Here is a 22,421-nt window from a genome sequence, read left to right as displayed (position 1 = left end):
ATGCGGCTCGGATTCCTCACGCACGTCCAAGGGCGCGGCGACGACCCGGCGCGGATCTACCGCGACGCGCAGGAGTTGTTCGTCGTCGCGGACGAGCTCGGCTTCGACGTCGGCTGGGTGGCCCAGCACCACGTGCCGCTCGGCGGGGGTGGCCTGCCGTCGCCGTGGACGTTCCTGGCCTACGCCGCCGCCCGCACGAAGCGGATCCGGCTCGGCACGGCGATCACCGTGCTGCCGCTGGAGGACCCGATCCGGCTGGCCGAGGACGTTTCCGTGGTCGACACGCTCAGCGGCGGCCGGGTCGAACTCGGCGTCGGCGTCGAGGGCGCGTTGCGGCGGTTCCACTCGTTCTACGGCCATCCCGACCAGATCGTCACCGAGCTGCGGCGTGAGCGGCTGCCCGACCCGAAGCACAGGGAGCACGAAAATGAGTGAGTACCTCGAATTCGAAGGTCCTGAGGGGCTGCGGACCCGCGGCACCGTTGTCGTCGTCCCCGGCCGCGGCGAGACCCGGCGCACGTATACGCGGCTGGGTAAGCGATTGGCGGCCGACACGTACCGCGTCCGCGTCGTCGACGCGCCACGGATCGACGCCGACGTCGCGGGTTCCCTGGCACGCCTGGGAAACCAGCTGACGGCCGCGGTCGCCGGGGCCACCGATCGTCCGCTGACCCTGATCGGCGCCGATGTCGGCGCCACGGCGCTCGCGGCACTGATCGCCGGCCAGGAAACGACGGCGGACTGGTCGCCTGACGCCGTGGTGCTGGCCGGGCCGCCCGGCCGCGCGCGCGGTGTGCCGGAAAGCTGGGACGACGAGCTCGACGTCAGGACACTGTGCCCGGTGCATCGGGTGGTCCTGACCGAAGACGGTGCGGTGGAACGAGGTTCCCTCGCGGAGCCGGTCCCCGGTGAGCTCCTCGAAGCCGCCTACGGTGGCTCCGCTGTCCCGCAGCTGTTCGTGGTCGGCGACGCGGACCCGCTCGCCGACCACGAAGCCCTTGCCCGCGCGGTGAAAGCGTCGCCGTCCGCCCGGTTGTCCGTCGTCCGCGGCGCGCGGCACGACGTACTCAACGACCGCCAGCACCGATCGGTCGCCGCGGAGATCGTCGGTTTCCTCGAAACGCTGGGCAACGAGCTCGTCCCGGTGATCTCCGTCGAATCCAGCTCGTGGTGAATGTCCGCCGGGAGAAAGGAACTTTCGTGACCGACCATTGGCACCGCCCGCTGCGGCACATCAAGGGCGGCGAGCTGTCCGGCGACACGACGCAGACCAGCGGGATGCGCCGGCTGGAAGCCGTTTCGGGCAAGACCGTGGGCTCGGAAAAGGTGTGGATGGGCGAAACCCACGTCGGGCCAGCCACCAACTCCGGCGACCACCACCACGGCGAAGCCGAGACCGCGATCTACGTCAAATCCGGTCACCCCGTCTTCGTCTTCGCCGACGGCGAGCAGGAGATCCGCCTCGAAACCGGCCCCGGCGACTACATCTTCGTGCCCCCGTACGTCCCGCACCGAGAGGAAAACCCCGGCGACGCGGACGCGGTGGTGATCATCGCGCGCAGCAGCCAGGACGGGATCGTGGTGAACGTGCCGAGCCTGTGGGCGCCGGTGGAGCGGCCCGCGGACTGAGCCGGAGCCGCGCCGTCCGCCACTGTCCCCCTAAGTGCACTGTGGCCCAGTTCACCTCGCTCGTAACGTCCGGCCTGCGCTGATGCGCGTGTCCGAGACAACCGAACTCCCCAGCGCCGGGGTGGAACGGAGTAGCGATGAGCGGAGATCTGAACGAGGTCGGCACGGGAGTGAACCTCTTCACCGCCGATGAGGTCCGCGGGACCGCGAGGTGGTTCAACGACACCTCGGACGTGCTGTCGATCGACGACGACGACCTGGACGGGACGATCGCGTTCGTCAGCAAGGGCGGGATGACCTTCCTGTCGCCGATCCTGCCCGACCTCAAGGCGATCGTGTGCACCGCGGGCAGCCGGGAATCGCACCTGGCGATCCTCTCGCGCGAGTCCGACGTCCCGTGCGTGCTGGCCGCGGAGCTGGCCGGGACCGTGTCCGACGGGGACACGGTGGTGCTGGACCTCTCCGACGGCGAGACCGCGCGGATCGCCGTGGCGGCCGGGGCGGTGACGGCATGACCACCCAGCTGAGCACCCCCGCCAACGCCAAGGCGATCTACACCGATCCGTCCTACGAGCCCACGCTCGAGGAATGGAACTGGCTCGTGCGGACCGCGGGCGCGGCCTACAAGTCCGAACTCTCGGCCCGCACGGTGTTCGAGTCCGAGCTGTTCGGGATGAACACCTACATCCTGATGTCGATGATGGAGGACTACCTCCGCGTCCCGGAGCGCATCCGCGCCATCACGCGGCACGCCAGTGCGGCCGAGCTGGTGCGCAGGGCGTTGCCGATCGGCACCAAGCGGAGCTTCATCAACCTGGCGGCCATGCCGCTGCACTACCTCACCGGCCGGGAGCTGTTCGTCGACCTCGGCGAGAACAGTCTCGCCGACGGGCTGGAAGACCAGCTGGAAGTGCTGCGGTTCTGGCGTGCGGCCACGATCGCGATGCGCACCGACGGCGTGCTGTTCAACATGGACGCCGAGCCCGCCAACAGCTCGCACGTGGTGGACGAGGCGTTGCTCGCCGAGATCCGCGGCAACCTGCTGACCGCGGACGACGCGACGAAGTCCGGCATCCGCAAGTTCGGGGCCCGGCTGACCGCGTATGCCTTCCTGGAGAACTGCGACGCGCGCACCGCCGTCTGCGACACCGGCCCGTACCAGCTGGAGGACGGCACCTTCCTCGCGCTGCGCGAGACCTGTTTGGACGGTGACGGGGACTTCCCGTGGGTCGACGGGATCCGGGAAAGCCTGCCGTACCACCATTTCGTGATCGCCTACCGGCTGCCCGGCTCGGTGAAGATGGACAACAACGTCTGGGGGACCGCGTGGTTCACCCCCAGCGACTACCAGGCCGACATCCTGGAGACCCGCGTCTTCTGCACCGACGGTGGCCGCCTGCGCCCGCTGGACGCGGCCGAAGTCGAGGAGGCGACCAAGGCGATCCGCAAGGCGCATCGCGCGCTGTACCAGCGTCTTGCCGAGACCGACCCCGAGGAGCGCAACCTCTACGCGACCGAGATGTACGCGTGGAAGCTCAAGGCCTGGGCCCGGCTCGCCGGCTGCTACGACGAGATCGACTGGAGCATCACGCCCCGGATCGCGCGGTCGTACGAGAAGTTCAGCGATCCGGAGCTGGCGCTCGGGCTCATCGGCGGCGTGTTCGTCCCGCAGGACCGTGACGGCTGTTTCCGCCCGATCGGGGACCGGTCATGAGTGTTGTCGGCAAAGGAATCCCGTCCTCCACGTTCACCCCGGTGACCGGGGCCGTCCGGAACTTCCGTTCGCCCGAGGACGTCATCGCCTCCTTGGACACCGATCTCGAGGAGACCATCGCGCTGGTGGCTTCGGGCGGGACCACCTTCCTCTCGCCCATTCTCGGCCGCCTCGGCGGGATCATCTGCCGCGACGGGACGTTGCGATCGCACCTGGCGATCGTCTCGCGCGAGTTCGAGGTGCCCTGTCTCGTCGGGACCGACCTGCCGGAGCTGGCCGACGGCACCATGGTCACGCTCGACATCGACGACGGAGCGGGAGTGGTCCGCGAGAGCGCCGCCGCGGACGTGAGCGAGCAGTGGTGGGAGTACGTCCGCCGGGTCGGTGACGAGATCGCGGTGAAGGATTTCGATCTCACCGTCCCGCGGGCCGCGCTGGACGCGTTGATCGCCGAGGAGCTCACCGACGAGCGGCTCGACGATCTGGTGCAGCACATGGGGCGCGCGTTCAAACCAGAGATGACCCGCCGGTCGGGCTTCACCTCCGAGCTGTTCCCGATGCTGCCGTACATGTCCTTGTCGGTGATCGAGGACTTCCACAGCTACGCCCGGCGCGTCGCGGCGATCGACGCGGCGATGCCGGCGGAGGAGCTCGGGCGCCGCCTGCGCACGGGGCCCAACCAGGTCAGTCCACTGTGGATCTGGATGATCGGGTACCACTACCTGTGCGGCCGGGAGTGTCTCATCAAGATGGGCAGGCTCCGGCGGGACGAACGGCGCGACGAAGTCCGTGCGGTGGTGGACTTCTGGCGCCGGCTCACGCTCGCCCACCGCGGCGACGGCACGCTCGACTACAAGGACGCCGGGTTCACCAACCGGTACCTGCCGCCCGAGGTCGTGACGGAGCTGACCGACGCCGCGACCGTACTCGACGCGGCCGGCGCGAAAGCGCTGAAACGGCTCAACGCCACGGTTTCCGGCTATTCTTTCCTGTACTTCTGCGATTCGCGCGTCGGCATCTGCGACTCCGGGCCGTACCCGTATTCCGGGAACCTGCGGACGATCGTGCGCGACTACCTGTCACTCGGGCCGAGCGCGTGGGCCTATCCCTGGGCCGAAGATCTCGAGCCGCCCTACGCGGGACTCACGATGGCACTCGTGTTCGACCGGTCCGCGTTCACCGAGTTCGAGATCAACGACTGGGGGACCACGTTCACCGAACCGGACCAGCTGTTCACCGCCGTGCGGAAGGTCGCCGTTTTCGGGCACCGCGCGGACGGGACGAGGGAGCTGCTGGACGCCTCGGCGTGGCCGGAGGTCGCGGCGGAGCTGAGCCGGAGCCACATGAAGCTGTACCAGCGGTTCGCGGCGATGGACCGGCGGGAGCGGATCCTCGCCGCCACCACGATGTACACCTCGGGCCTGCGCCCGTTCGCGGCCGTGGCGGGGGTGACGGACGCGATCGACTGGTCGATGTCCCCGGACACGCTCGCGCTGTACCCGGATCCCTTCGACGACGATGACCAGGCCGCCGCGATCTTCGGGACCGCGCTGGTGGCCAACGACATGCCGGGATCGTTCTCCCCCGTTCGGTAGCCGGTCAGGAAGGAGGCGCCGCCGTGCGTCAGTCCATGCAGAAGATCGTCCCCGCGGACGAGCTGCTGTGCCATCAAACGCCCGAAACCTTCGCGACGATCGCCCACGCCGACATTTCGTGGACCGAGAAACTCTGGGGTTCGCTGTTCGCCAGGGACGGTTCGCTCCAGGTGGACTGCGGCATCGGGAAATACCACAACCGCAACGTCATCGACATGTTCGCCGGGATCTCCCGCGGCAAGGAACAGCTGACCGTCCGTGCCAGCAGGCGGCTCGACAGCGATCCCGACCGCGTCGGGGTGGGGCCGCTCGACTACGAGGTCCTGGAGCCGCTCAACGCGGTGCGGTTCGTGCTGCGGGAGAACGACCAGGTGCCGATCCGGTTCGACCTGACGGTCACCGGCGTGCTGCCGCCGTTCCTGGAGGCCAAGGACGGGCAGCGGGAACCGGACGGGTTCCGGATCTGCTCGGATCTCCTGCGCTACCACCAGTCCGCCACGGTGCGCGGGCGGATCTGGATCGACGGCGAGGAGATCGAGGTCCGCGACGACGAGTGGTTCGGTTTCCGTGACCACTCGTGGGGCGTGCGGATGGATGTCGGGGAGCCGGCGCCCGACGTGTTCCGGCGGCAGCGCCTCGACGGGGACTTCCTGCTCACGTGGAGTCCTATGTGGATGAAGCGGCCCGACGGCAGCAGCTACGAGATCCACCACTACCACCAGTGGGTGGACGGGGAGACGACGTACTTCTCCGGGTTCGTCAACGAGCCGGACGGTACCCAGCTCCCGTTGCACCACGTCCAGGACGAGCTGAAGTTCGACACCGTCAACCGGCGGCTGCTCGGCGGGAAGATGACCTTCGACGCGGGCTGGGGCCGGACGCGGACGGTCGAGATCGAGGCCGTCAGCGACACCGGCTTCCATCTCGGGACCGGGCTGTACTTCGGGTTCAAGGGGCACCGGCACGGGACCTGGCTCGGGGAGTCCCATGTGGACGGTGAACGGTACGCGGACGTGTCCGATCCCGAAACCGCCAGGGAGGTGCACCAGCTTCGCGACTGCGTGATCCGCTGCCGCGAAGGGGATGCCGTCGGCTACGGCATCTTCGAGTCGATGGTGATCGGCGAGCACCCGCGGTACGGGCTGACCAAGGAGAGTTCGTTCCTCTAGCCACCGCCTGACCAGAGGCCGCGGATCACCGATCCGCGGCCTTTCGTCATGTCCGGCAGGACCGCGCCAGCAGCGCGAGCTCCATCCGGGACTGACAGCCGGTGAGGCCCAGGATCCGGCTCACGTACTTCTTCACGCTGTCCTCGGCCAGCGACAGGGTTTCGGCGATCTGCGCGTTGGACAGCCCGTCGGCGACCAGCCGCGCGACCTGCCGCTGCCGTTCGGACAGACGGCTCACCGCCGCCTGCGAGCGGGACACGGGCAGGCTGCGGCAGATGACCGACAGCTGTCTGCTCAGCAGGCGCAGCGTCGCGAGCTCGTGGACGCCGAGCTTGTCCGGTTTCGGGTCGAACATGCCCACCAGCGCGAGATGCCCGCCGGGCAGTTCCAGCCGGAGCGCGGCCGCGGTCTCCATCCGCCAGGTGGCGGCGAGGAAATGCCGGACGTAGGCCTCGGCCGAGGCGGGCAGTGGCCCCTGGGACGCCAGTTCCGTCAGCGAGGACACCCCGCTGGACACCAGCTGCCGGGTGGCGGCCGGCGTGCCGAACACGTCGTAGCGCGCCCAGCGTTCCTGGTACTCCGGCAGCATGTTCGACGTCTTGCCCTCGGTCAGCGGGGTGACGTCGCCGAAGACGTTGTGGAACGTCGCGCCGGCGAAGAACGACACGTGGCGGAGCGCGAAATGCTGCTGCAGCGCCTCGACGACGGTCTCCTTGAAATCGACCACGGAGGGCGCGCCGTCGCAGTGCTCGAGCACATCGAAAGCACGCTCGTAGTCGTCCCTTGCCATGCAGACGCGGAGCGGGGAACGAGCCCGGCCGCGAGGGGACGTGGTCGTCGTCGTCGACGCCGGACTGTCCACCAACGTGGACTGTGTCACAGCGGCGATCGTACCTAGCTTTGGTTCCCAGCGAAAGGACCTGCAGCCGGTGGCAGCGAAGCCGCCGGCGGGATCGAGCGAGGTGGCACCGATATGACAGAGCGCGAATCCACCGCCGGGAGCAGAGCGAGCGCACCCAAGTGGGGGGCGACGGAGATGCTGCCGTTGCCGGGCCGCTTCAACAGCGCCGTGCGGGAACTGGCGGCGAAGCGCTTCGCGGCCGCCGGGGCGCGCTGGAAGGACGTGGTGTTCGAGCGCGAGTTCGAGCTGTTTTCGCTCGCCGACGCGCAGGCGGTGGAGCAGGAGGCGCTGGATTCCGGCTACCGCTTCGATTTCTCGGCGACCGTGTCGCTGGAGTCCGAACCGGACAAGTACAAGCGGCCCCAGCGTGACGCCACGTCGTTCGCGGCCGAAGGCACCGCGGACGGCCGCACGCAGGTCGGTGTCGGGGACAACGTGATCCGCAAGACCGCGACGGTCACCGGCCCGGTGGCGCTCATCTCCAAGGTCGAACAGGTAATGGGTTTCCTGGCCGACGGTGTCCCCGACGGCACCATCGCGGTGATCGACGACTCCGGTGGCACGCTCACCGCGCCGATCATCGAAGGCTTCGCCGGTGTCGTCTGCCTCGGCGGCACGGTGCGTTCGCACCTGGGGATCCTCGCCCGCGAGTACGACGTGCCCACGCTGATGAACTGCAAGATCGACAGCCTCTCCGACGGCGACGTCGTCGAGATCGAGGTGACCGCGGCGCCGCCCGCGGCGGACGCGTACGAAACCGGCGACACCGGGCACGCCCGGATCTGGCTGATCGGGAACGAGGGCTGAACGATGACGGAGCTGAGCTACCGGTCCCTGCTGGAGACCAACAGCTACCTGCGGAACCTTTCCGACACTACGTACTGGCTGTGCATCACGCGCACCGTGCAGGAGTCGAAGTTGTTCCCGATGAACCCCTACATGCTGCTGAGCTACCTCAATTCCTTCTACCGCCTGCCGACACTGCTGCGTGAGATCGACGCGGCGACGCCGGCGGAGGAGCTCGGCGACCGTGCCCGTGAGGTCAGCCTCAAGGTGGACACGGTGAACGCGGCGTGGGGGATGCCCGCCTTCTACCTCATCGGCCGCGAAATGCTGATGAACTGGGGGCTGCTGCGCCCGGGTGACGCGGTGGAGGACGTCGTCGACGTGCTCGATTTCTCGCGGCGGTTCAACCTGGCCTACCACCGCAACGACGGGCACCTGACCAACAAGGAGTTCGGGGACCGCAGCCAGTTCCTGCCCGAGCGCACGCTTCAAGTCTTCGAGGCGGATCTGCACGGGGTGGTCCCCGGCGACCGGTTGCACACCGCGGCTACGAAACTGATGGCGCAGCTGTCGCAGTACGCCTTCCTCGCCCACTGCGAATGCCGGATCGGCCTGCACAACAGCGGTCCCTACGATTTCGGCGGCAACCGGCAGCTGATCGTGCGGGACTTCTTCGAGCTGACCGAGGGCGACTACCCGTGGCTGGACGGCATCGCGACCCGGCTGCCGTTCTCGAACCTGACGATCCCGATCGTCTTCAAAGACACCAACTTCCACCTCATGGACGACTGGGCGTCGTTCGAAGCCGAGCCGAGCTACGACGCGGCCAACATCGCCGCGGTCGGACTGTACACATCGGACGCTCTGTCCGACGGTTACCTGCCGGTCGGCATGGACAACGCGGACACGCTCGCCGAAACCATGGAGCAGTACCGCGAAATCCTCAACGAGGCCACGGCCGATCTGTGGAAGCGCATCGCGACGTGGACCCGTGAGCAGATGATCGACGCCGGCGCGCTGGTGTATTCCTCGGTGGCCAAGGACTTCGCGCACCTGGCCGGCACCTACCGGCAGGAGGACTGGCTGTCGCTCGACGACCGGGTGCAGCGGTTCAAGCCGCTGATGAACGACGAGTACGGCCGCGACGATCTCGGTGAGATGGTCGGGCTGCTCGGGCTCCCGCACCAGAAGACCAACGAGTACGGGATGGCCCGCTATTCGGGGCTGAACCAGAACATGCTCACCGGGATCCCGTACTCGGTGCTGACCGACGACGATTTCGCGTCCACGGCGGGGGACCGGCTGTCCGGTTCCAGCAGCCTGCCGGCGAAGAACGGGCTGTGGACCACCTCCGCGGGCCGGATCGATCTCGGCGAGTACAACCGCCGCGCCCGCGGTTTCACCCCGGCCGTGCTCGAGGGCGCGAACCGGTACCGGGACGAGGAATGGGTCAAATGGCACCACGGTTCCCCGGAAGCCGATGAGCTGTACCGGCTCGCGCAGCGCGGTTCACGGAACCTGGAAGGACGGGGTTCCAGCCTGCGGCGGGCCGATTTGACCGGCCTCGCGGACGGGAACGGTCATGCAGATCGGTGATCTGATCCGGCGGGCGGGGCGGCAGTACGGCGCCGCGCCCGCGCTGATCGACGGCGATCGCGTCGTGAGCTTCGCCGAGTTCGACGAGCTGACCGACCGCCTCGGGCACGCCCTGCTGGCCCGGGGGCTGGAGCCCGGTGACCGGGTGGCCGTGCTGATGCCCAACGGGATCGACGGCGTGGTCGCGTACTACGCGCTGGCGAAGTCCGGGCTCGTGCGGGTTCCGCTCAACGCCAGGGAAACCGCGCCCGAGCTGGCGTTCAAGATCGAGGATTCCCAGGCCAGGGCGCTGATCCACGCCGGGGAGGCGCCCGCGCCGACGGAAATCGCGATCACCGCGGGCGAACTGCCCGGGCTCATCGAAGCCGCGCCTGCCGGGCCCTGCGACGTGCGGCGGGAACCCGACGCGCCGTTGCGGCTGGCCTACACGGGCGGGACGACCGGGAAACCCAAGGCGGTCGTGCTGACCACGGCGAGCGAGCTGGCCGAGGTGGCGAACTTCCTGGTGGACCTGCTGCCGAACCTGCACCCGGGGTCGGTGATGCTGCACGCGGCGCCGATCACCCACGGCAGCGGCGCGTTCTTCCTGCCCCATCTGGTCAAGGGCGCGGCCAACGTCGTGCTGCCGAAGTTCTCGCCCGGCGCGTTCCTCGAAGCCGCCGCGCGGTACCGGGCGACGGCGACGTTCATGGTGCCGACCATGATCGCGATGCTGCTCGAAGATCCGGCGACCGCGAAAGCCGATCTGGCGCTGGAGCGCGTGTGCTACGGCGGCGCGCCGATCGCCACGTCCGTGCTCCAGCGCGGGATCCGGCTCCTCGGCCCGGTTTTCGCCCAGCTGTACGGGCAAGCCGAGGCTCCGCTGGCCATCACGTGCCTGCAGCCCTGGGAGCACACGCCGGACCGGCTGACGGCGGCGGGCAAGCCTTACACGTTCGTCGAGGTGCAGGTGCGCGACGGCGACGGGAAGGTGCTCGGCCCCGGCGAGGTCGGCGAGGTGCTGACCCGCGGCCCGCACACGATGAGCCGCTACTGGCGGCGTCCGGAAGCCACCGCCGAAACTCTCGAAGCCGACGGCTGGCTGCACACCGGCGACATCGGGCGGTGGGACGACGAGGGCTACCTGCACCTGCTCGACCGCAGGCACGACGTGATCATCAGCGGCGGATTCAACGTCTACCCCCGCGAGGTCGAGGACGCGCTGCTCGCGCATCCCGCGGTCAGCGCGGCCGCAGTGGTCGGCCTGCCGGACGAGAAATGGGGCGAACGCGTCGTCGCCGCCGTGGTCACGCGGTCGGCGGCCGAGCCCGACGAGATCGTCGCCTTCTGCGCCGGACGGCTCGCCGGGTTCAAACGGCCCCGCGCCCTGGAGATCTGGCCCGAGCTGCCCACGAGCCCGGTCGGCAAGTCGCTGCGCCGCGAGGTGCGCGACCGCATGGCCGCGGCACGATCCTGAAAGGACCTTCCCATGCTCGACCCCTATGAGCTGACCGTGCACACGCTGACGCTGCGCCAGCTGGGCGATGCCGGACAGCTCGCCGAGATCAACGGCCTTACCTTCGCCGATGTCGAAGCAGGGCTGGAAAAAGCCGTGTCCGAAGGCGCGGTCCTGGCCGCGCGCGGCAGCTACATGATCACGCCCGCCGGGCGCGCGTTCCTGGACGGGGTCTACCCGCGCGCGTTCGCCGCGCCGCGCGCCGACTCCGCGGTGAGCGAGGCCATGGACGCGTTCGAAACCGGGGTGAACAAACAGATCCTGAGCCTCACCACCGACTGGCAGACCGTCGAGGTCGGCGGCGACCGCGTGCCCAACGACCACGGGGACCCCGGTTACGACGCGAAGATCATCGAAAAGCTCGGCCGCGTGCACGAGAAGACCGCCAAGGTGCTGCGGCCGCTGAGCGCGGCGGATCCCTTGGTGGAGCGCTTCCTGGAGCGGATCGGCACGGCCCTGACCCGCGCCGAGGGCGGCGAAATCGCGTACGTCAGCGGGGTTCGCGTCGATTCCGTGCACACGGTGTGGTTCCAGCTGCACGAGCACATCCTGCGCCTGACCGGACGGGAGCGCCCGGAATGACCGCGACGACGGGACTGCGCTGGCTGGTCGTGCCGGGGCCGGGCACCCCGGAGCCGAGCCGGGATCTGGTCGGGGGCAAGGCATGGAGCCTGTGGCGGATGCGTTCGCTGGGGTTGCGGGTGCCGCCGGCCTTCGTGGTGACGACCGAGGCCTGCGCCGCGTACTTCGCCCGTGAAGAACTTCCGGAGGGCCTCACCGACGAGCTGGTCACCGGAATCCGGTTGCTGGAAACAGAGCTCGGCCGGACCTTCGGGGGCCACCGGCGGCCGTTGCTGGTCTCGGTGCGGTCCGGGGCCGCGGTGAGCATGCCCGGGATGATGGACACCATTCTCGACCTCGGCTGCAACGACCGGGTCGAGGCAGCGCTCGCCGCGGAGACCGGGGACCCGGAGTTCGCCGCGGAAGTGCACCGGCGCTTCACGGGTTTCTACGGGCGGCTCGTCCTCGGCAGCACCGAGGAGCTGGAGGATCTGCCCGACACCGCCGCGGTTCGCGCGGCCATCGCGGACGACGTCGGCGAGCCGGTTCCCGCGGACCCGTGGGAGCAGCTGCACGCAGCGGTCGCCGCGGTGTTCCGGTCCAGCCGGTCCCGGCGCGCGGTCGCGTACCGCAAGCACTACGGCATTCCCGAGGACCTCGGGACGGCGGTCACGATCCAGGCGATGGTGTTCGGCAACCTCGACGACGACTCCGGCACCGGGGTCCTGTTCACCCGCAGCCCGGTCGACGGGACCCGGGAACCGTACGGCGAGTACCTGCCCCGCGGCCAGGGCGAGGATGTCGTGTCCGGCCGGGTCACCCCGAAACCGTTGGCGCAGCTGGCCGAAAGCTGGCCCAATGTCCACAGTGAACTGATCGCCGCTGCCGAATGTCTCGACCGCGAAGGACGCGACGCGCAGGACATCGAGTTCACCGTGCAGAACGGCGAACTGTTCCTCCTGCAGTCACGCCCGGCGAAGCGCACTGCCCGCGCGGCCGTGCGGATCGCCGTGGAACTGGTCGACGAGGGCGTGCTCGACGCGGACGAAGCCGTGACGAGGGTGACGGCGGAACAGGTGCGTACGTTACTGCGGCCGGAAATCGCGGCGGGCGCGTCGGAGGGAGCCGAGGAGCTGGCGAAGGGTGTCGGGGCGAGTCCCGGCGTGGCGACGGGTGTCGTCGTGGACACCCCCGAAGCCGCGCAGGCGAACCCCGGTTGCGTGCTGGTGCGCAAGTCCACCAGCCCGGACGACGTGCACGGCATGATCGCCGCGTCCGCCGTCGTCACCGAACAAGGCGGCGCGACCTCCCATGCCGCCGTCGTCAGCCGGGCGCTCGACACTCCGTGCGTTGTCGGCTGCGGGGCGGGTGCGGTCGAGGCACTCGTGGGCCGCACCGTGACCGTGGACGCGACCCGCGGGGTGGTCTACGCCGGGGAACTGCCGACGGAAGCCGTCGACGAGAGCGAAGACGAGGACCTGCGCCGGCTCACCCAATGGGCGCAACGAGCGACTACCCTGACCGTCGCGGCCACCGCGCCCGAGCCGGTCTTCGACGCCGACAGCGCGGCGGCCGGTGACATCCCGGAACTCCCGCCCGGTACCAAAACCGTGCGGGGCGCGGTGTTCTGCACTCCGGAAGGCGTGCGGGTGGCACTCGAAGCCGGGGTCGAAACGATCGTCACGCCGCACCGCCTCCCGGTCCTGCTCGCCGCGATCGCCCACCAGAGGAGCACGACATGAGTACGCCCGAGCGCCTCACCCACCGGGAAGTCCGGGAGATCCTCCGGTCCTTCCAGGACTCCGGCTGGACGGCCATGACGCTCGAACTCGACGACCTGCGGATCACCGCCGGAAAGGAAGGGCCGCCCGCGACGCGGGAGCCCGCGCCCGCTCCGGCAGCGGCGAAACCCGTTGCAGCCGAAGAAAAATCGGCCCCGGAACCCGAGCCGCCGGTCGCCGTGGACACCCCGGCGCCTGCCGACCGGACCGGGTGCGTCGAGCTGCGTTCCCCCGCGGTGGGGGCGTTCTGGGTCGCGCCGAGTCCGGGCGAACCGCCCTTCGTCGAGCCGGGGCAGACGGTCGCCGCCGGTCAGCAGCTGGCCATCGTCGAGGTCATGAAGCTGATGAGCCCGGTGGTGGCCCCGCAGGCCGGCGTGGTGGTCGAAGTGTGCGCGGGGAACGCCGAACTGGTCGAGTACGACCAGCTGCTGTTCCTGATCAGGCCGTCCGATGAGTAGCGTCCGGCGGGTCCTGATCGCCAACCGCGGGGAGATCGCCGTCCGCGTCGTCCGCGCGTGCCGGGAGCTGGGCATCGAATCGGTCGTCGTGACGTCCACTGTGGACCAGAACGGCATGGCGGCGCGGCTCGCCGACCGGGCGGTGTGCATCGGCCCGGGGCCGGCGTCGGAGAGCTATCTGGTGACGGATTCGGTACTCAGCGCGGCCTTGGGCGCGGGCTGCGACGCGGTCCACCCCGGATACGGGTTCCTCTCGGAGAACCCGGAGTTCGCCGCCGCTTGCGTGGCGGCGGGCCTGGTGTTCGTCGGCCCACGCCCGGAGGCGGTCGCGCAAGCCGGGGACAAGGCGCGGGCCCGCGAACTCGCTCGCTCGGCGGGAATCCCGATCCTCGCGGGCTCGCCGATTTTGGAGACCGCCGACGATGCCGTCGAAGCGGCGGCCGGGCTCGGGTATCCCGTCCTGGTCAAGGCCGCGGCCGGAGGCGGCGGGCGCGGCATGTCCGTGATCGAGGACGAGGCGGAGCTCCGCGCGCGCTGGCCCGCGGCGAAAGCCGAGGCGCGGTCGGCCTTCGGGGACGGCAGGCTCTACATCGAGCGGTTCATCCGCAACGCACGCCACATCGAGGTCCAGGTTCTCGGCGACAAACACGGGAATGTGCTCCACCTCGGCGAGCGCGACTGCACCTTGCAGCGGCGGCACCAGAAGGTGGTCGAGGAATCCCCGGCGCCGAACCTGCCGGAGGAGATCCGCCAGGACATCCGCCGCAGCGGCGTCCGGTTCGCCGAAGCACTGAGCCTCGACAGCGCGGGGACCGTCGAGTTCATCTACGACGCGGACACCCGCGATTACGCCTTCCTGGAGTTCAACGCCCGGATCCAGGTCGAGCACCCGGTCACCGAGATGGTGACCGGGGTGGACCTGGTCGCCGAGCAGATCCGCGTCGCGGCAGGGGAGCGGCTCCGGCTGACCCAGGACGACATCGAGGTCCGCGGGCACGCCATCGAAGTCCGCATCACCACCGAAGATCCCGCGCGCGGATTCCTGCCGAACCCCGGGACCGTCGCCGAGTGGGCGGCCCCGGCAGGCGAAGGAATCCGGGTGGACAGCCATTGCGAGCCCGGGTACGTCGTCACGCCGTTCTACGACTCGTTGCTCGCCAAGATCATCGCCCACGGGCCGGACCGGGACGTGGCCGCGGACCGGATGGTGGCGGCGCTGGACGCGCTGCGCGTGCGCGGGGTCCCGACCATCGCGGACTTCGCCCGCGCCGCGCTCGGCCACCCGGACTTCCGGGCCGGCACCGTCACCACCGACTGGATCGCCTCCCGAGGCCTGCCCGACTACCTGGAGAAGAGCGCATGAGCTACCTGGACTCCGCGCCACGCGACGCCGACGGCACTCGCCGTAAGATCGAGATCATCGACCAGACCCTGCGCGACGGGCCCCAGAGCTGGTGGGGGATGCGGCTGCGCAAGGACATGGGCCTGCCGATGGCGGCGGAACTCGACCGCACCGGGTTCCACACCATCGACCTCGTCGGCAGCTCGATCTTCGAAGTCCTCGTGCGACACTGCAAAGAGGACCCCTGGGAGCAGCTGATCTCCCTGTCGAAGGCGATGCCGAAGACCACCGTGCGCGCGGGAACACGCAGCAACGGCATCGTGACGTTCGGCCTCACCGCCGACAGCGTGATGGATCTGTGGGTGCAACGCCTGTGCGCGCACGGGATCGGCAGCTTCTGGATCTACGACGGCCTTTTCAACACCGGCAAGATCGGCAGGCTGGTCAAGACCGTGCAGGCCGAGGGCGCGCAGGCGCTGCCGTGCATCCTCTACGCCGACAGCCCGTACCACACCGACGAGTATTACGCCGCACGCACAAGGGAACTCGTCGCGCTCGGCGCGGACGGCATCGAGCTGGAGGACGCGGCAGGCCTGCTCACCCCGGAACGCACCCGGTCACTGGTCGCGGCGATCAAGGACGCGGCGGGCGAGCTCCCGGTCGAGATCCACTTCCACAGTAACAACGCGCTCGCCCCGCTGAACTACCTCGAAGGCGTGCTCGCCGGAGCCGACCGCGTGCACACCGCGAGCAGGCCGCTCGCCGCCGGGGTTTCCCTGCCCTCCACCGAAAACACGGTCGCCAACCTGCGCTACGCCGGATTCGCCGTCGACCTCGACGAGTCGCGGTTCGAGCCGGTCGAACAGCATCTGCTGCGCGTCGCCGAGTACGAGGACCTGCCGGTGGGGCAGCCAGCGGAGTATTCGCTGTTCCAGTACCGCCATCAGCTCCCCGGCGGTATGGCGGGCACGTTCAAGGCCCAGCTGCGTGACCGCGGCATGGAGGAGCGCTTCGAGGAAGTGCTCGACGAGATGTCGCGGGTGCGGGAGGAACTGGGCTTTCCCGTGATGGCGACGCCGTTCTCCCAGCTGGTCGGCACCCAGGCGGTGCTCAACGTGGTGACGGGGCAACGGTATTCGGTCGTGCCCGACGAGGTGATGATCTACGCGCACGGGTTCTACGGCCGCCCGGTCGCCCCGATCGACGAGAACGTGCTGGACACCATCATGAGCTCGCCCAAGGCCGCGAGCTTCGAGAACTGGGAGCCACCCCAGCCGAGCCTCGCCGAACTGCGGAAGCGGTTCGGCGGCTCGATCACCGACGACGAGCTGATCCTCCGCTTCCTGGTGCCGGAACACGACATCGACGTCATGCGCGCGACGCCGCGGCGGCACCGCGACTTCTCACCGACCAGCAAGCAGGTGAGCTTCATCCGGGAACTCGTCGAGACCTCCGTCGGCGCGTATCTGCACATCGAAGCGGGCGACTTTTCGCTGACCCTCGAAGGAGATCACTGATGGCCGGGCTGGGAGAGGGGCGGCCGACGAAACGCCGCGCCGGGGCGGACGCGGGCGGGCTGGCCGTCGCCGACCCGCGGCCCGTTTTCGACGGCGGCGCGGTGCTCGGCGCGCGATGCACGACCTGCCGGTACCCCGTGCCGCAGCGACAACTGCCCTGGTGCCCGGTGTGTTACGGCGAACTGGTTCCCGAACGGTTCGCCGCGACGGGGAGCGTGTGGTCCTCGACCGTCGTCGCGATCCCGGTGGGGACACGACGTCCGCCGTTCGGCCTTGCCTACGTGGATCTCGACGACGGTCCGCGCGTCCTGGCCCACCTCGCCGACGCGTATGTGCTCGCCCCGGGCTCGCGAGTGCGGATCGTCGACAGCGACGAGGGCGATCTCGTGGCCGCGCGGGAGGTGCGCTGATGCGTCAGGTCGTGGTGCAGGGTGTGGGGACTTCGGCCTACGGCCGCTTTCCGGTGCGACGCGTGGAAAGCCTGGCGTGGGAGGCGATCGCCGAGGCCGTCCGGGACGCGGGCGTCCGCCCGGAGGAGATCGACGCGATCGTGGTCGGTTCCGTGTTCGGGCCGCCCGGGGTCGCCACCCGGGTCCAGCGCGGGATCGGGCTGCCCGGCGTTCCGATGTGGACGGTCGAAAACGCTTGCGCCAGCGGCACGAGCGCCTATCACGAAGCTGTCGAGGCCGTGCGGTTCGGCCGGTTCGAGCGCGTGCTGGTGCTCGGGGTCGACCAGATGTCCACACTGTTCTCGGGCGCCATCGTCCCCGAGGCGACGGACCCGGAAGGCGCTTCTTCGCTGCCGCTGCCGGGGCTGTATGCCCTGCAGGCACAGCGTTATGTGGCCGAGTTCGGGGTCACGCCGGAGCAGCTGGCCGCGATCGCGGTGAAGAACAAGGCCAACGGCAGGGACAATCCTCGTGCCCAGCTGCGGTCCGCGGCGCCGACGATCGCGGAGGTGCTGGACTCCCGGATGATCGCCGAGCCGCTGACGTTCCTGCAGTGCTGCCCGACGAGCGACGGCGCGGGGGCCGCGATCGTCGGCCTGGAGCGGGGAAATCCGCGCGATCTGCGGGTCGAGGCCACGGCGATGGTGTCCGGTGCGCTCTGGGACCACCGCAGCGAGGACGTGTGGGGGTTCGCCAGCGTCGAGCGGGCCGCGAAGCAGGCGTTCACGCAGGCGGGCCGGACGCCGGAGGAGATCGACGTGCTGGAGGTGCACGACGCCTTCACCATCGGCGAGATCGTCACCTTGGAGGCGCTGGGGCTGGCCCCGCGCGGGAAGGGCGCCGAGCTGGCGCCATCCGGTCACACGGCACGAGACGGGGCGCAACCGGTCAATCCCAGCGGTGGCCTGCTGTCCCGCGGTCATCCTCTCGGCGCGACCGGAATGGCTCAGCTGGCCGAAATCGCGTGGCAGCTGCGGGGCGAAGCCGGTCCCCGGCAGGTCGCCCGGCATCGGGTCGGGCTGGTCGAGACGATGGGCGGCGGGGCGGCCGGGATGGACGGAAACGCTTGCGTGGTCACGATTCTCAGCGCGTAGGCGGCGATGGACCAGCAGACCGGCAGCGCGCTCGGCCGCATCCGGGCGGCGCTGCCGTCGCTGATCCCGAGCGAGCGGCGGGTCGGCGACGTCATCGTGGACCACGCGGCCGACGTCATCGACTGGTCGGTCGCGGACCTCGCCGCGCTCGCCGGCACGTCCACCGCCACCGCGGTGCGCGCCTGCCAGCATCTGGGGTTCAGCGGGTTCCGGCAGCTGCGCCTCCAGCTGGTCCGTGACGGTGCGGAGGCGCCGCAGCCGTGCGAGTCCTTCTTCGCAATGGCGGCTGCGTGCGTCGCGGACGGGGAGAGCGCGCTGGACCGGGAATCCTTCGCGCGCGCCGCTCGTGCCCTTGCCCGCGCACGGCGGGTTCTGTTCGTCGGCAACGGCGAGTCGGCCTTCCTGGCGCAGGCCGCCGCCTTTCGCTTCACGATGACGGGCACGACGGTGCAAGTTCCCACCGAGACAGTCAGTCAGCAGGCCATCGCTTGTCGGCTGGGCGCCCGCGATGTGTGCGTCGCCATCAGCTACAGCGGCGACACCGACGCGACCATCCGAGCGGCCACGGCCGCGCGAACGGCGGGCGCGCGGACTGTCGTTGTCACCGCCTTCTCGCACTCACCGCTGGCCGAGCTCGCCGATTTGCTGCTTCTCTCCGGAGCGACCGCCTCTGGGCGGGAGCGTGACATCGCGGCCGGGCGGATCACGCAGTTGGCTCTGCTGCACGCTCTGCACGAGGCAGCTCGTCCATCGGTGTAGCGGGATTCGTCCACAATAGACCGTTTGGTCCGGGCTGTCGTCCTCAATCCGAGTGATGGCAGAGACTGACATCGTGGGGTAGACTGATGGCAGTCACTGTCATCATCGGAGGTTTCTCGTGAAGGTGTTTCTCACCGGTGCGAGCGGCGGAATCGGCGCCGCGCTCGTCCCTGAGCTCGTCGCCGCGGGGCATGAAGTCCTGGGGCTCGTTCGCTCCGATGCGTCGGCGCGTGCGGTCGCCGCGGCGGGGGCGACCCCGTTCCGCGGTGACCTCAATGATCCGGAAAGCCTGCGCGCGGGTGCGGCGCAGGCCGACGGCGTCGTCCACCTCGCCTTCGACGCGAGCGATTTCGCCACTGCGGTCGAGAAGGAGGCCCTCGCCGTCGAGACGTTCGGCGCGGTCCTGGCGGGGACGGGGAAGGCGCTGTTCATCGCCTCCGGCACGCCCGCCGCGGACGGGCGGGCGGCGACAGAAGAGGACCCGGCGAACACGAGCGGCCCACTGGGCTCCGGCCCGCTGGCCGGCCGCGCCCGCAACGCCCAGTACGTCCTTTCCTTGGCGGACAAGGACGTGCGCTCGGGGATCGTGCGCCTGCCCCGCGCGGTGCACTCCAGGGACGCGCGGCGTTACGGCCTCGCGTCGGGGCTCATCGGGGTCGCCCGGCAGGCCGGCGTCTCCGGCTACGTCGGTGACGGCAGTCAGCGCTGGCCCGCCGTCCATAGTCTCGACGCCGCGAAGCTGTTCCGGTTGCTGCTGGAACAGGCCGAACCGGGCACGGTGGCCCACGCGGTCTCGGACGAAGGCATCCCGCTGCGGGACATCGCCGCGGTCATCGGCCGCCGTCTCGGCCTGCCCGTCGAGTCCGTCTCGGAGGACCGCCTCGGGCCGTTCGGCGCCCTCGCCGGCGTGGACCAGCCGGCGTCGAGCGAGCTGACGCGGAAGAAGTTCGGCTGGCAGCCCACCCACCCTGGCCTGCTGGACGACCTCGAAGCGGGCGACTACCCAGGCTGACCGAGGGCGGCTGCCGCTGAGTGGCACTCACCCTTGGCAGGTCCGCGCCGGAGGAGAAGCATGTCGCGGGTGGTGAAACCGGTTTCCGCTGACGTCGAGGCGTTTTTGGCGTAATGGCGGGAAACGGTGCGTCGCCGGGGCAAAGTGTCTCCAGCAAACTGCTGGCGGTGCTCGAGTGTTTCGCGCTCGGCCGCCCGGCGCTGACGCTCACCGAGATCGCGAACGCCTCGGGGCTGCCGTTGTCCACCGCCCGGCGGCTGGTCGGGGAGCTCGTGGCCTGGGGCGGCCTGGAGCGGGCACCGGATCAGCGGTACCGGGTCGGGATCCGGTTGTGGCAGGTCGGTTCCCTCGCGCCGCGGCAGCGCGTGCTGAGCGAGGCGGCGCTGCCGTTCATGCAGGACCTGTGCGAAGCCACCCAGGAGAACGTGCAACTGGCCGTGCTCGACCGGCGCGAGGCGTTGTGCATCGAGAAGATCTCCAGCCGGCGCGCGGTTCCCACCGCGACCCAGCTCGGCGGGCGCCTACCGCTGCACGCGACCGGGGTCGGCAAGGTCCTGCTGGCCTTTTCCCCGCGTGCGCTGCTCGACGAGGTCGCGGGAAACGGGCTGACCGCGTGCACGCCCCACACCATCATCCAGCCCGGACGCCTCGCCGCCGCGTTGGACGCCGTGCGCGAGCAGGGCCTCGGGTACTCCTATCAAGAGATGACGCTCGGCGCGGTGTCCGTGGCCGCGCCGATTCTCGACGCCGCCGGTGAAGTGTGCGGCGCGCTCGGCATCGTGACCCATTCCCGCGCCACCTTGCGCCGGCTCGCCCCGGCGGTGCGCGCGGCCGCCCTGGGGATTTCCCGCCGCCTCGCCACGGGACTGCCATCCAGTGGCAGCCGGAAGTGTCCCGCCGTTCCGGTTCCGGCGCACGATGACGTCCGGACCGGGGACGGCGAAGGAAAGGAATGACATGCCTGCGCACATGGAGGACCGGCTCGCGATCCGCGAGCTGGTCGAGAACTGGGCGGTCTGGCGCGACGCGGGGGACTGGGCGCGGTTCGCCACGGTCTGGCATCCGGACGACGGGTGGATGACCGCGACCTGGTTCCAGGGCCCGGCGGCCGAGTTCATCGCGGCGAGCCGGGACGGGTTCGAGCGCGGGGTGTCGATCCTGCACTTCCTGGGCGGGCACACCGCGGACCTCGCCGGGGACCGCGCCGTGGCGCAGACCAAGATGACCATCAACCAGCGGGTGGTGCTCGACGGCGTGGCCGCGGATGTCGTCTGCACGGGCCGGTTCTACGATTTCTGCGCCCGTCACGCGGGGGAGTGGAAGATCGTCCGGCGCCAGCCGGTCTACGAGAAGGACCGGCTCGACGTCGTCGATCCGGCGGCGCGGCTGGAGCTGGATCCTGAACTGCTGGCACGTTTTCCGGCCGGCTACCGCCATCTCGGCTACGCGCAGACGAAGGCCGGGTTCACCGTCAAGACCGGGCTGCCGGGGCTGACCGGCCCGGCCGTCGAGCGTCTCTACGACGAGGGCGCGAAGTGGCTTGCCGGTTCCGCGACCGCCGGAGACCCGCATTGATCGCACGCACGTGGAGCCCGAACACGATGCGGCGCAAGGATTTCCTACGCGGGCGCGACAGGCCTCAGCCGGTGGACTCGTAGGTCGGGTCGTCGCGGTACTGCCTGGCGGTTTCCCGCAGACAGCCGAGCAGGACGTCCCCGTGCTTCGGATCGTTGCCCGCCCACGCGACCCAGGTCCGCATCCAGTGTTCGGGCCGCTCGGCGTGGAACGGAACCCAGCGCCACGAAGGGAACCACTTCCGTGCGGAGGTCGAGCCGATGAGCACGGCGTCGACCCGGGAGCTGTTGGCGATGAGCTCGCTGTGCTCGGAGAACGCCCGGAACAGCCAGCCGACTTCGGCACCGGCCGCGGTCGCCGCCGCGCGCAGGCCTGCCTCTTCGCCCTTGGCGGAGTGGGCCATGACGCGCAGTCCACTTAGGTCGGTGACGTCGAGCTCGGCCCGGTCACCGGCCTCGGCGCCTTCGCGGAAAACACAGCCGAGTCGTTGCCGGAACAGGGGTTCCGCGTGGAGCTCCGGTGGCTGGGTGTGCATGAGGCTCAGGTCCAGCAGGCCGTTGAGCAGCAGCCGGCGCTGCTCCTCGCTCGTGGCCTCGACGATCGCGAAATGGATCTCCGGCGCGGCTTCGTGCACCGAGTTCAGGTAGGCCTCGATCCAGCCGTCCGGGATCCCCGACGGGACTCCCAGGTGCACGAGGTGCCGGGCGGTGGCCGCGGCCTGGAGGACCTCCGGGATCCGGTCGACGAGCTCGAAAATGGACGACAAATGCCGACGCAGGCCCTCGCCGACGGCGGTCAGCTCGGTGCCGGCCGGAGTGCGCCGCAGGAGCCGGTGCCCCAGCGACTTTTCCAGCCCGGCGATCTGCCTGCTCAGCGTCGGCTGGGTGAGATGAAGGGCGGCCGCGGCGCGCGAGATGGAGCCGTACTCGGCGACGGCGCGGAAGTAGTCGAGGTGGCGGAGCTCCAGCATGACCCGAGCATATGCCCC

The 22,421-nt window shown here is 69.9% G+C and carries 23 protein-coding genes; 21 read left to right on the top strand and 2 right to left on the bottom strand.

The genetic code is table 11. The features are described 5' to 3' along the window. The 7 genes from FPZ12_RS18655 to FPZ12_RS18625 all read left to right on the top strand — a co-directional run bounded on the left by FPZ12_RS18655 (nt 1) and on the right by FPZ12_RS18625 (nt 6,107). Complete coding sequence (locus FPZ12_RS18655) at nt 1–435, top strand: LLM class flavin-dependent oxidoreductase (protein ID WP_208025899.1); 435 nt, start codon at nt 1–3, stop codon at nt 433–435. Next, complete coding sequence (locus tag FPZ12_RS18650) at nt 428–1,174, top strand: alpha/beta hydrolase (protein WP_144749098.1); 747 nt, start codon at nt 428–430, stop codon at nt 1,172–1,174. Before FPZ12_RS18655 ends, FPZ12_RS18650 begins: the two co-directional genes overlap by 8 nt. A 26-nt stretch (nt 1,175–1,200) precedes the next feature. Then, nucleotides 1,201–1,629, top strand: a complete 429-nt coding sequence (locus FPZ12_RS18645; RefSeq protein ID WP_144749097.1) for a cupin domain-containing protein — start codon at nt 1,201–1,203, stop codon at nt 1,627–1,629. A gap of 137 nt (nt 1,630–1,766) precedes the next feature. Beyond that, nucleotides 1,767–2,144: a PEP-utilizing enzyme gene (locus FPZ12_RS18640; RefSeq protein WP_144749096.1), complete on the top strand. Its 378-nt coding sequence runs from the start codon at nt 1,767–1,769 to the stop codon at nt 2,142–2,144. Continuing rightward, a complete protein-coding gene (locus FPZ12_RS18635; RefSeq protein ID WP_144749095.1) occupies nt 2,141–3,343 on the top strand; it encodes a hypothetical protein in 1,203 nt (400 codons plus the stop codon). Before FPZ12_RS18640 ends, FPZ12_RS18635 begins: the two co-directional genes overlap by 4 nt. Continuing rightward, entirely contained in the window at nt 3,340–4,938 is a 1,599-nt protein-coding gene (locus tag FPZ12_RS18630; RefSeq protein ID WP_144749094.1) for a PEP-utilizing enzyme, read from the top strand. The genes FPZ12_RS18635 and FPZ12_RS18630 overlap by 4 nt, the downstream gene beginning before the upstream one ends. Nucleotides 4,939–4,961: 23 nt before the next feature. Then, nucleotides 4,962–6,107, top strand: coding sequence for an Rv3169 family protein (locus FPZ12_RS18625; RefSeq protein WP_208025898.1), 1,146 nt, complete (start codon nt 4,962–4,964; stop codon nt 6,105–6,107). 46 nt (nt 6,108–6,153) lie between these two features. Here FPZ12_RS18625 and FPZ12_RS18620 read toward each other — a convergent pair whose 3' ends face one another. Beyond that, complete coding sequence (locus tag FPZ12_RS18620) at nt 6,154–6,987, bottom strand: helix-turn-helix transcriptional regulator (RefSeq protein ID WP_208025897.1); 834 nt, start codon at nt 6,985–6,987, stop codon at nt 6,154–6,156. Nucleotides 6,988–7,080: 93 nt separating this feature from the next. On the opposite strand from FPZ12_RS18620, the gene FPZ12_RS18615 reads away from it, so the two are divergent. The 14 genes from FPZ12_RS18615 (at nt 7,081) to FPZ12_RS18550 (ending at nt 21,433) form a co-directional block, all read left to right on the top strand. After that, nucleotides 7,081–7,815 (top strand): PEP-utilizing enzyme, encoded by a 735-nt coding sequence (locus FPZ12_RS18615; protein ID WP_208025896.1) that lies wholly within the window; start codon nt 7,081–7,083, stop codon nt 7,813–7,815. A gap of 3 nt (nt 7,816–7,818) precedes the next feature. After that, nucleotides 7,819–9,390, top strand: a complete 1,572-nt coding sequence (locus FPZ12_RS18610) for a hypothetical protein (protein WP_144749093.1) — start codon at nt 7,819–7,821, stop codon at nt 9,388–9,390. Beyond that, nucleotides 9,377–10,846, top strand: coding sequence for an AMP-binding protein (locus tag FPZ12_RS18605; RefSeq protein WP_144749092.1), 1,470 nt, complete (start codon nt 9,377–9,379; stop codon nt 10,844–10,846). The genes FPZ12_RS18610 and FPZ12_RS18605 overlap by 14 nt, the downstream gene beginning before the upstream one ends. Nucleotides 10,847–10,858: 12 nt before the next feature. Continuing rightward, nucleotides 10,859–11,467, top strand: coding sequence for a hypothetical protein (locus tag FPZ12_RS18600; protein ID WP_144749091.1), 609 nt, complete (start codon nt 10,859–10,861; stop codon nt 11,465–11,467). Next, the gene (locus FPZ12_RS18595) at nt 11,464–13,188 is read left to right on the top strand and encodes a pyruvate, phosphate dikinase (protein ID WP_144749090.1); all 1,725 of its coding nucleotides are present in this window, start codon (nt 11,464–11,466) and stop codon (nt 13,186–13,188) included. The genes FPZ12_RS18600 and FPZ12_RS18595 overlap by 4 nt, the downstream gene beginning before the upstream one ends. Then, on the top strand, nt 13,185–13,685 hold the full coding sequence (locus FPZ12_RS18590; protein WP_144749089.1) for an acetyl-CoA carboxylase biotin carboxyl carrier protein: 501 nt from the start codon (nt 13,185–13,187) through the stop codon (nt 13,683–13,685). The genes FPZ12_RS18595 and FPZ12_RS18590 overlap by 4 nt, the downstream gene beginning before the upstream one ends. Further along, nucleotides 13,678–15,048, top strand: coding sequence for an acetyl-CoA carboxylase biotin carboxylase subunit (locus FPZ12_RS18585; protein ID WP_144749088.1), 1,371 nt, complete (start codon nt 13,678–13,680; stop codon nt 15,046–15,048). The genes FPZ12_RS18590 and FPZ12_RS18585 overlap by 8 nt, the downstream gene beginning before the upstream one ends. Continuing rightward, on the top strand, nt 15,045–16,544 hold the full coding sequence (locus FPZ12_RS18580; protein ID WP_144749087.1) for a carboxyltransferase: 1,500 nt from the start codon (nt 15,045–15,047) through the stop codon (nt 16,542–16,544). Before FPZ12_RS18585 ends, FPZ12_RS18580 begins: the two co-directional genes overlap by 4 nt. Then, nucleotides 16,544–16,954, top strand: coding sequence for a Zn-ribbon domain-containing OB-fold protein (locus FPZ12_RS18575; protein ID WP_144749086.1), 411 nt, complete (start codon nt 16,544–16,546; stop codon nt 16,952–16,954). The genes FPZ12_RS18580 and FPZ12_RS18575 overlap by 1 nt, the downstream gene beginning before the upstream one ends. Continuing rightward, on the top strand, nt 16,954–18,087 hold the full coding sequence (locus tag FPZ12_RS18570; protein WP_144749085.1) for a thiolase family protein: 1,134 nt from the start codon (nt 16,954–16,956) through the stop codon (nt 18,085–18,087). Before FPZ12_RS18575 ends, FPZ12_RS18570 begins: the two co-directional genes overlap by 1 nt. A 6-nt stretch (nt 18,088–18,093) precedes the next feature. Further along, complete coding sequence (locus FPZ12_RS18565) at nt 18,094–18,846, top strand: MurR/RpiR family transcriptional regulator (protein WP_144749084.1); 753 nt, start codon at nt 18,094–18,096, stop codon at nt 18,844–18,846. 118 nt (nt 18,847–18,964) lie between these two features. Next, the gene (locus FPZ12_RS18560) at nt 18,965–19,858 is read left to right on the top strand and encodes an SDR family oxidoreductase (RefSeq protein WP_144749083.1); all 894 of its coding nucleotides are present in this window, start codon (nt 18,965–18,967) and stop codon (nt 19,856–19,858) included. A gap of 167 nt (nt 19,859–20,025) precedes the next feature. Further along, entirely contained in the window at nt 20,026–20,814 is a 789-nt protein-coding gene (locus tag FPZ12_RS18555) for an IclR family transcriptional regulator (protein ID WP_243769907.1), read from the top strand. A gap of 1 nt (nt 20,815) precedes the next feature. Further along, a complete protein-coding gene (locus tag FPZ12_RS18550; RefSeq protein WP_144749081.1) occupies nt 20,816–21,433 on the top strand; it encodes a nuclear transport factor 2 family protein in 618 nt (205 codons plus the stop codon). 64 nt (nt 21,434–21,497) lie between these two features. Here FPZ12_RS18550 and FPZ12_RS18545 read toward each other — a convergent pair whose 3' ends face one another. After that, entirely contained in the window at nt 21,498–22,403 is a 906-nt protein-coding gene (locus FPZ12_RS18545) for a LysR family transcriptional regulator (RefSeq protein WP_166462811.1), read from the bottom strand. Nucleotides 22,404–22,421: the final 18 nt, after the last annotated feature.

Origin of the sequence: Amycolatopsis acidicola (genome assembly GCF_007713735.2) — a bacterium.
Lineage (GTDB): Bacteria > Actinomycetota > Actinomycetes > Mycobacteriales > Pseudonocardiaceae > Amycolatopsis_E > Amycolatopsis_E acidicola.
The sequence above is the reverse complement of the archived record's forward strand: the minus strand, read 5'-3'. Positions and strand labels throughout refer to the sequence as shown.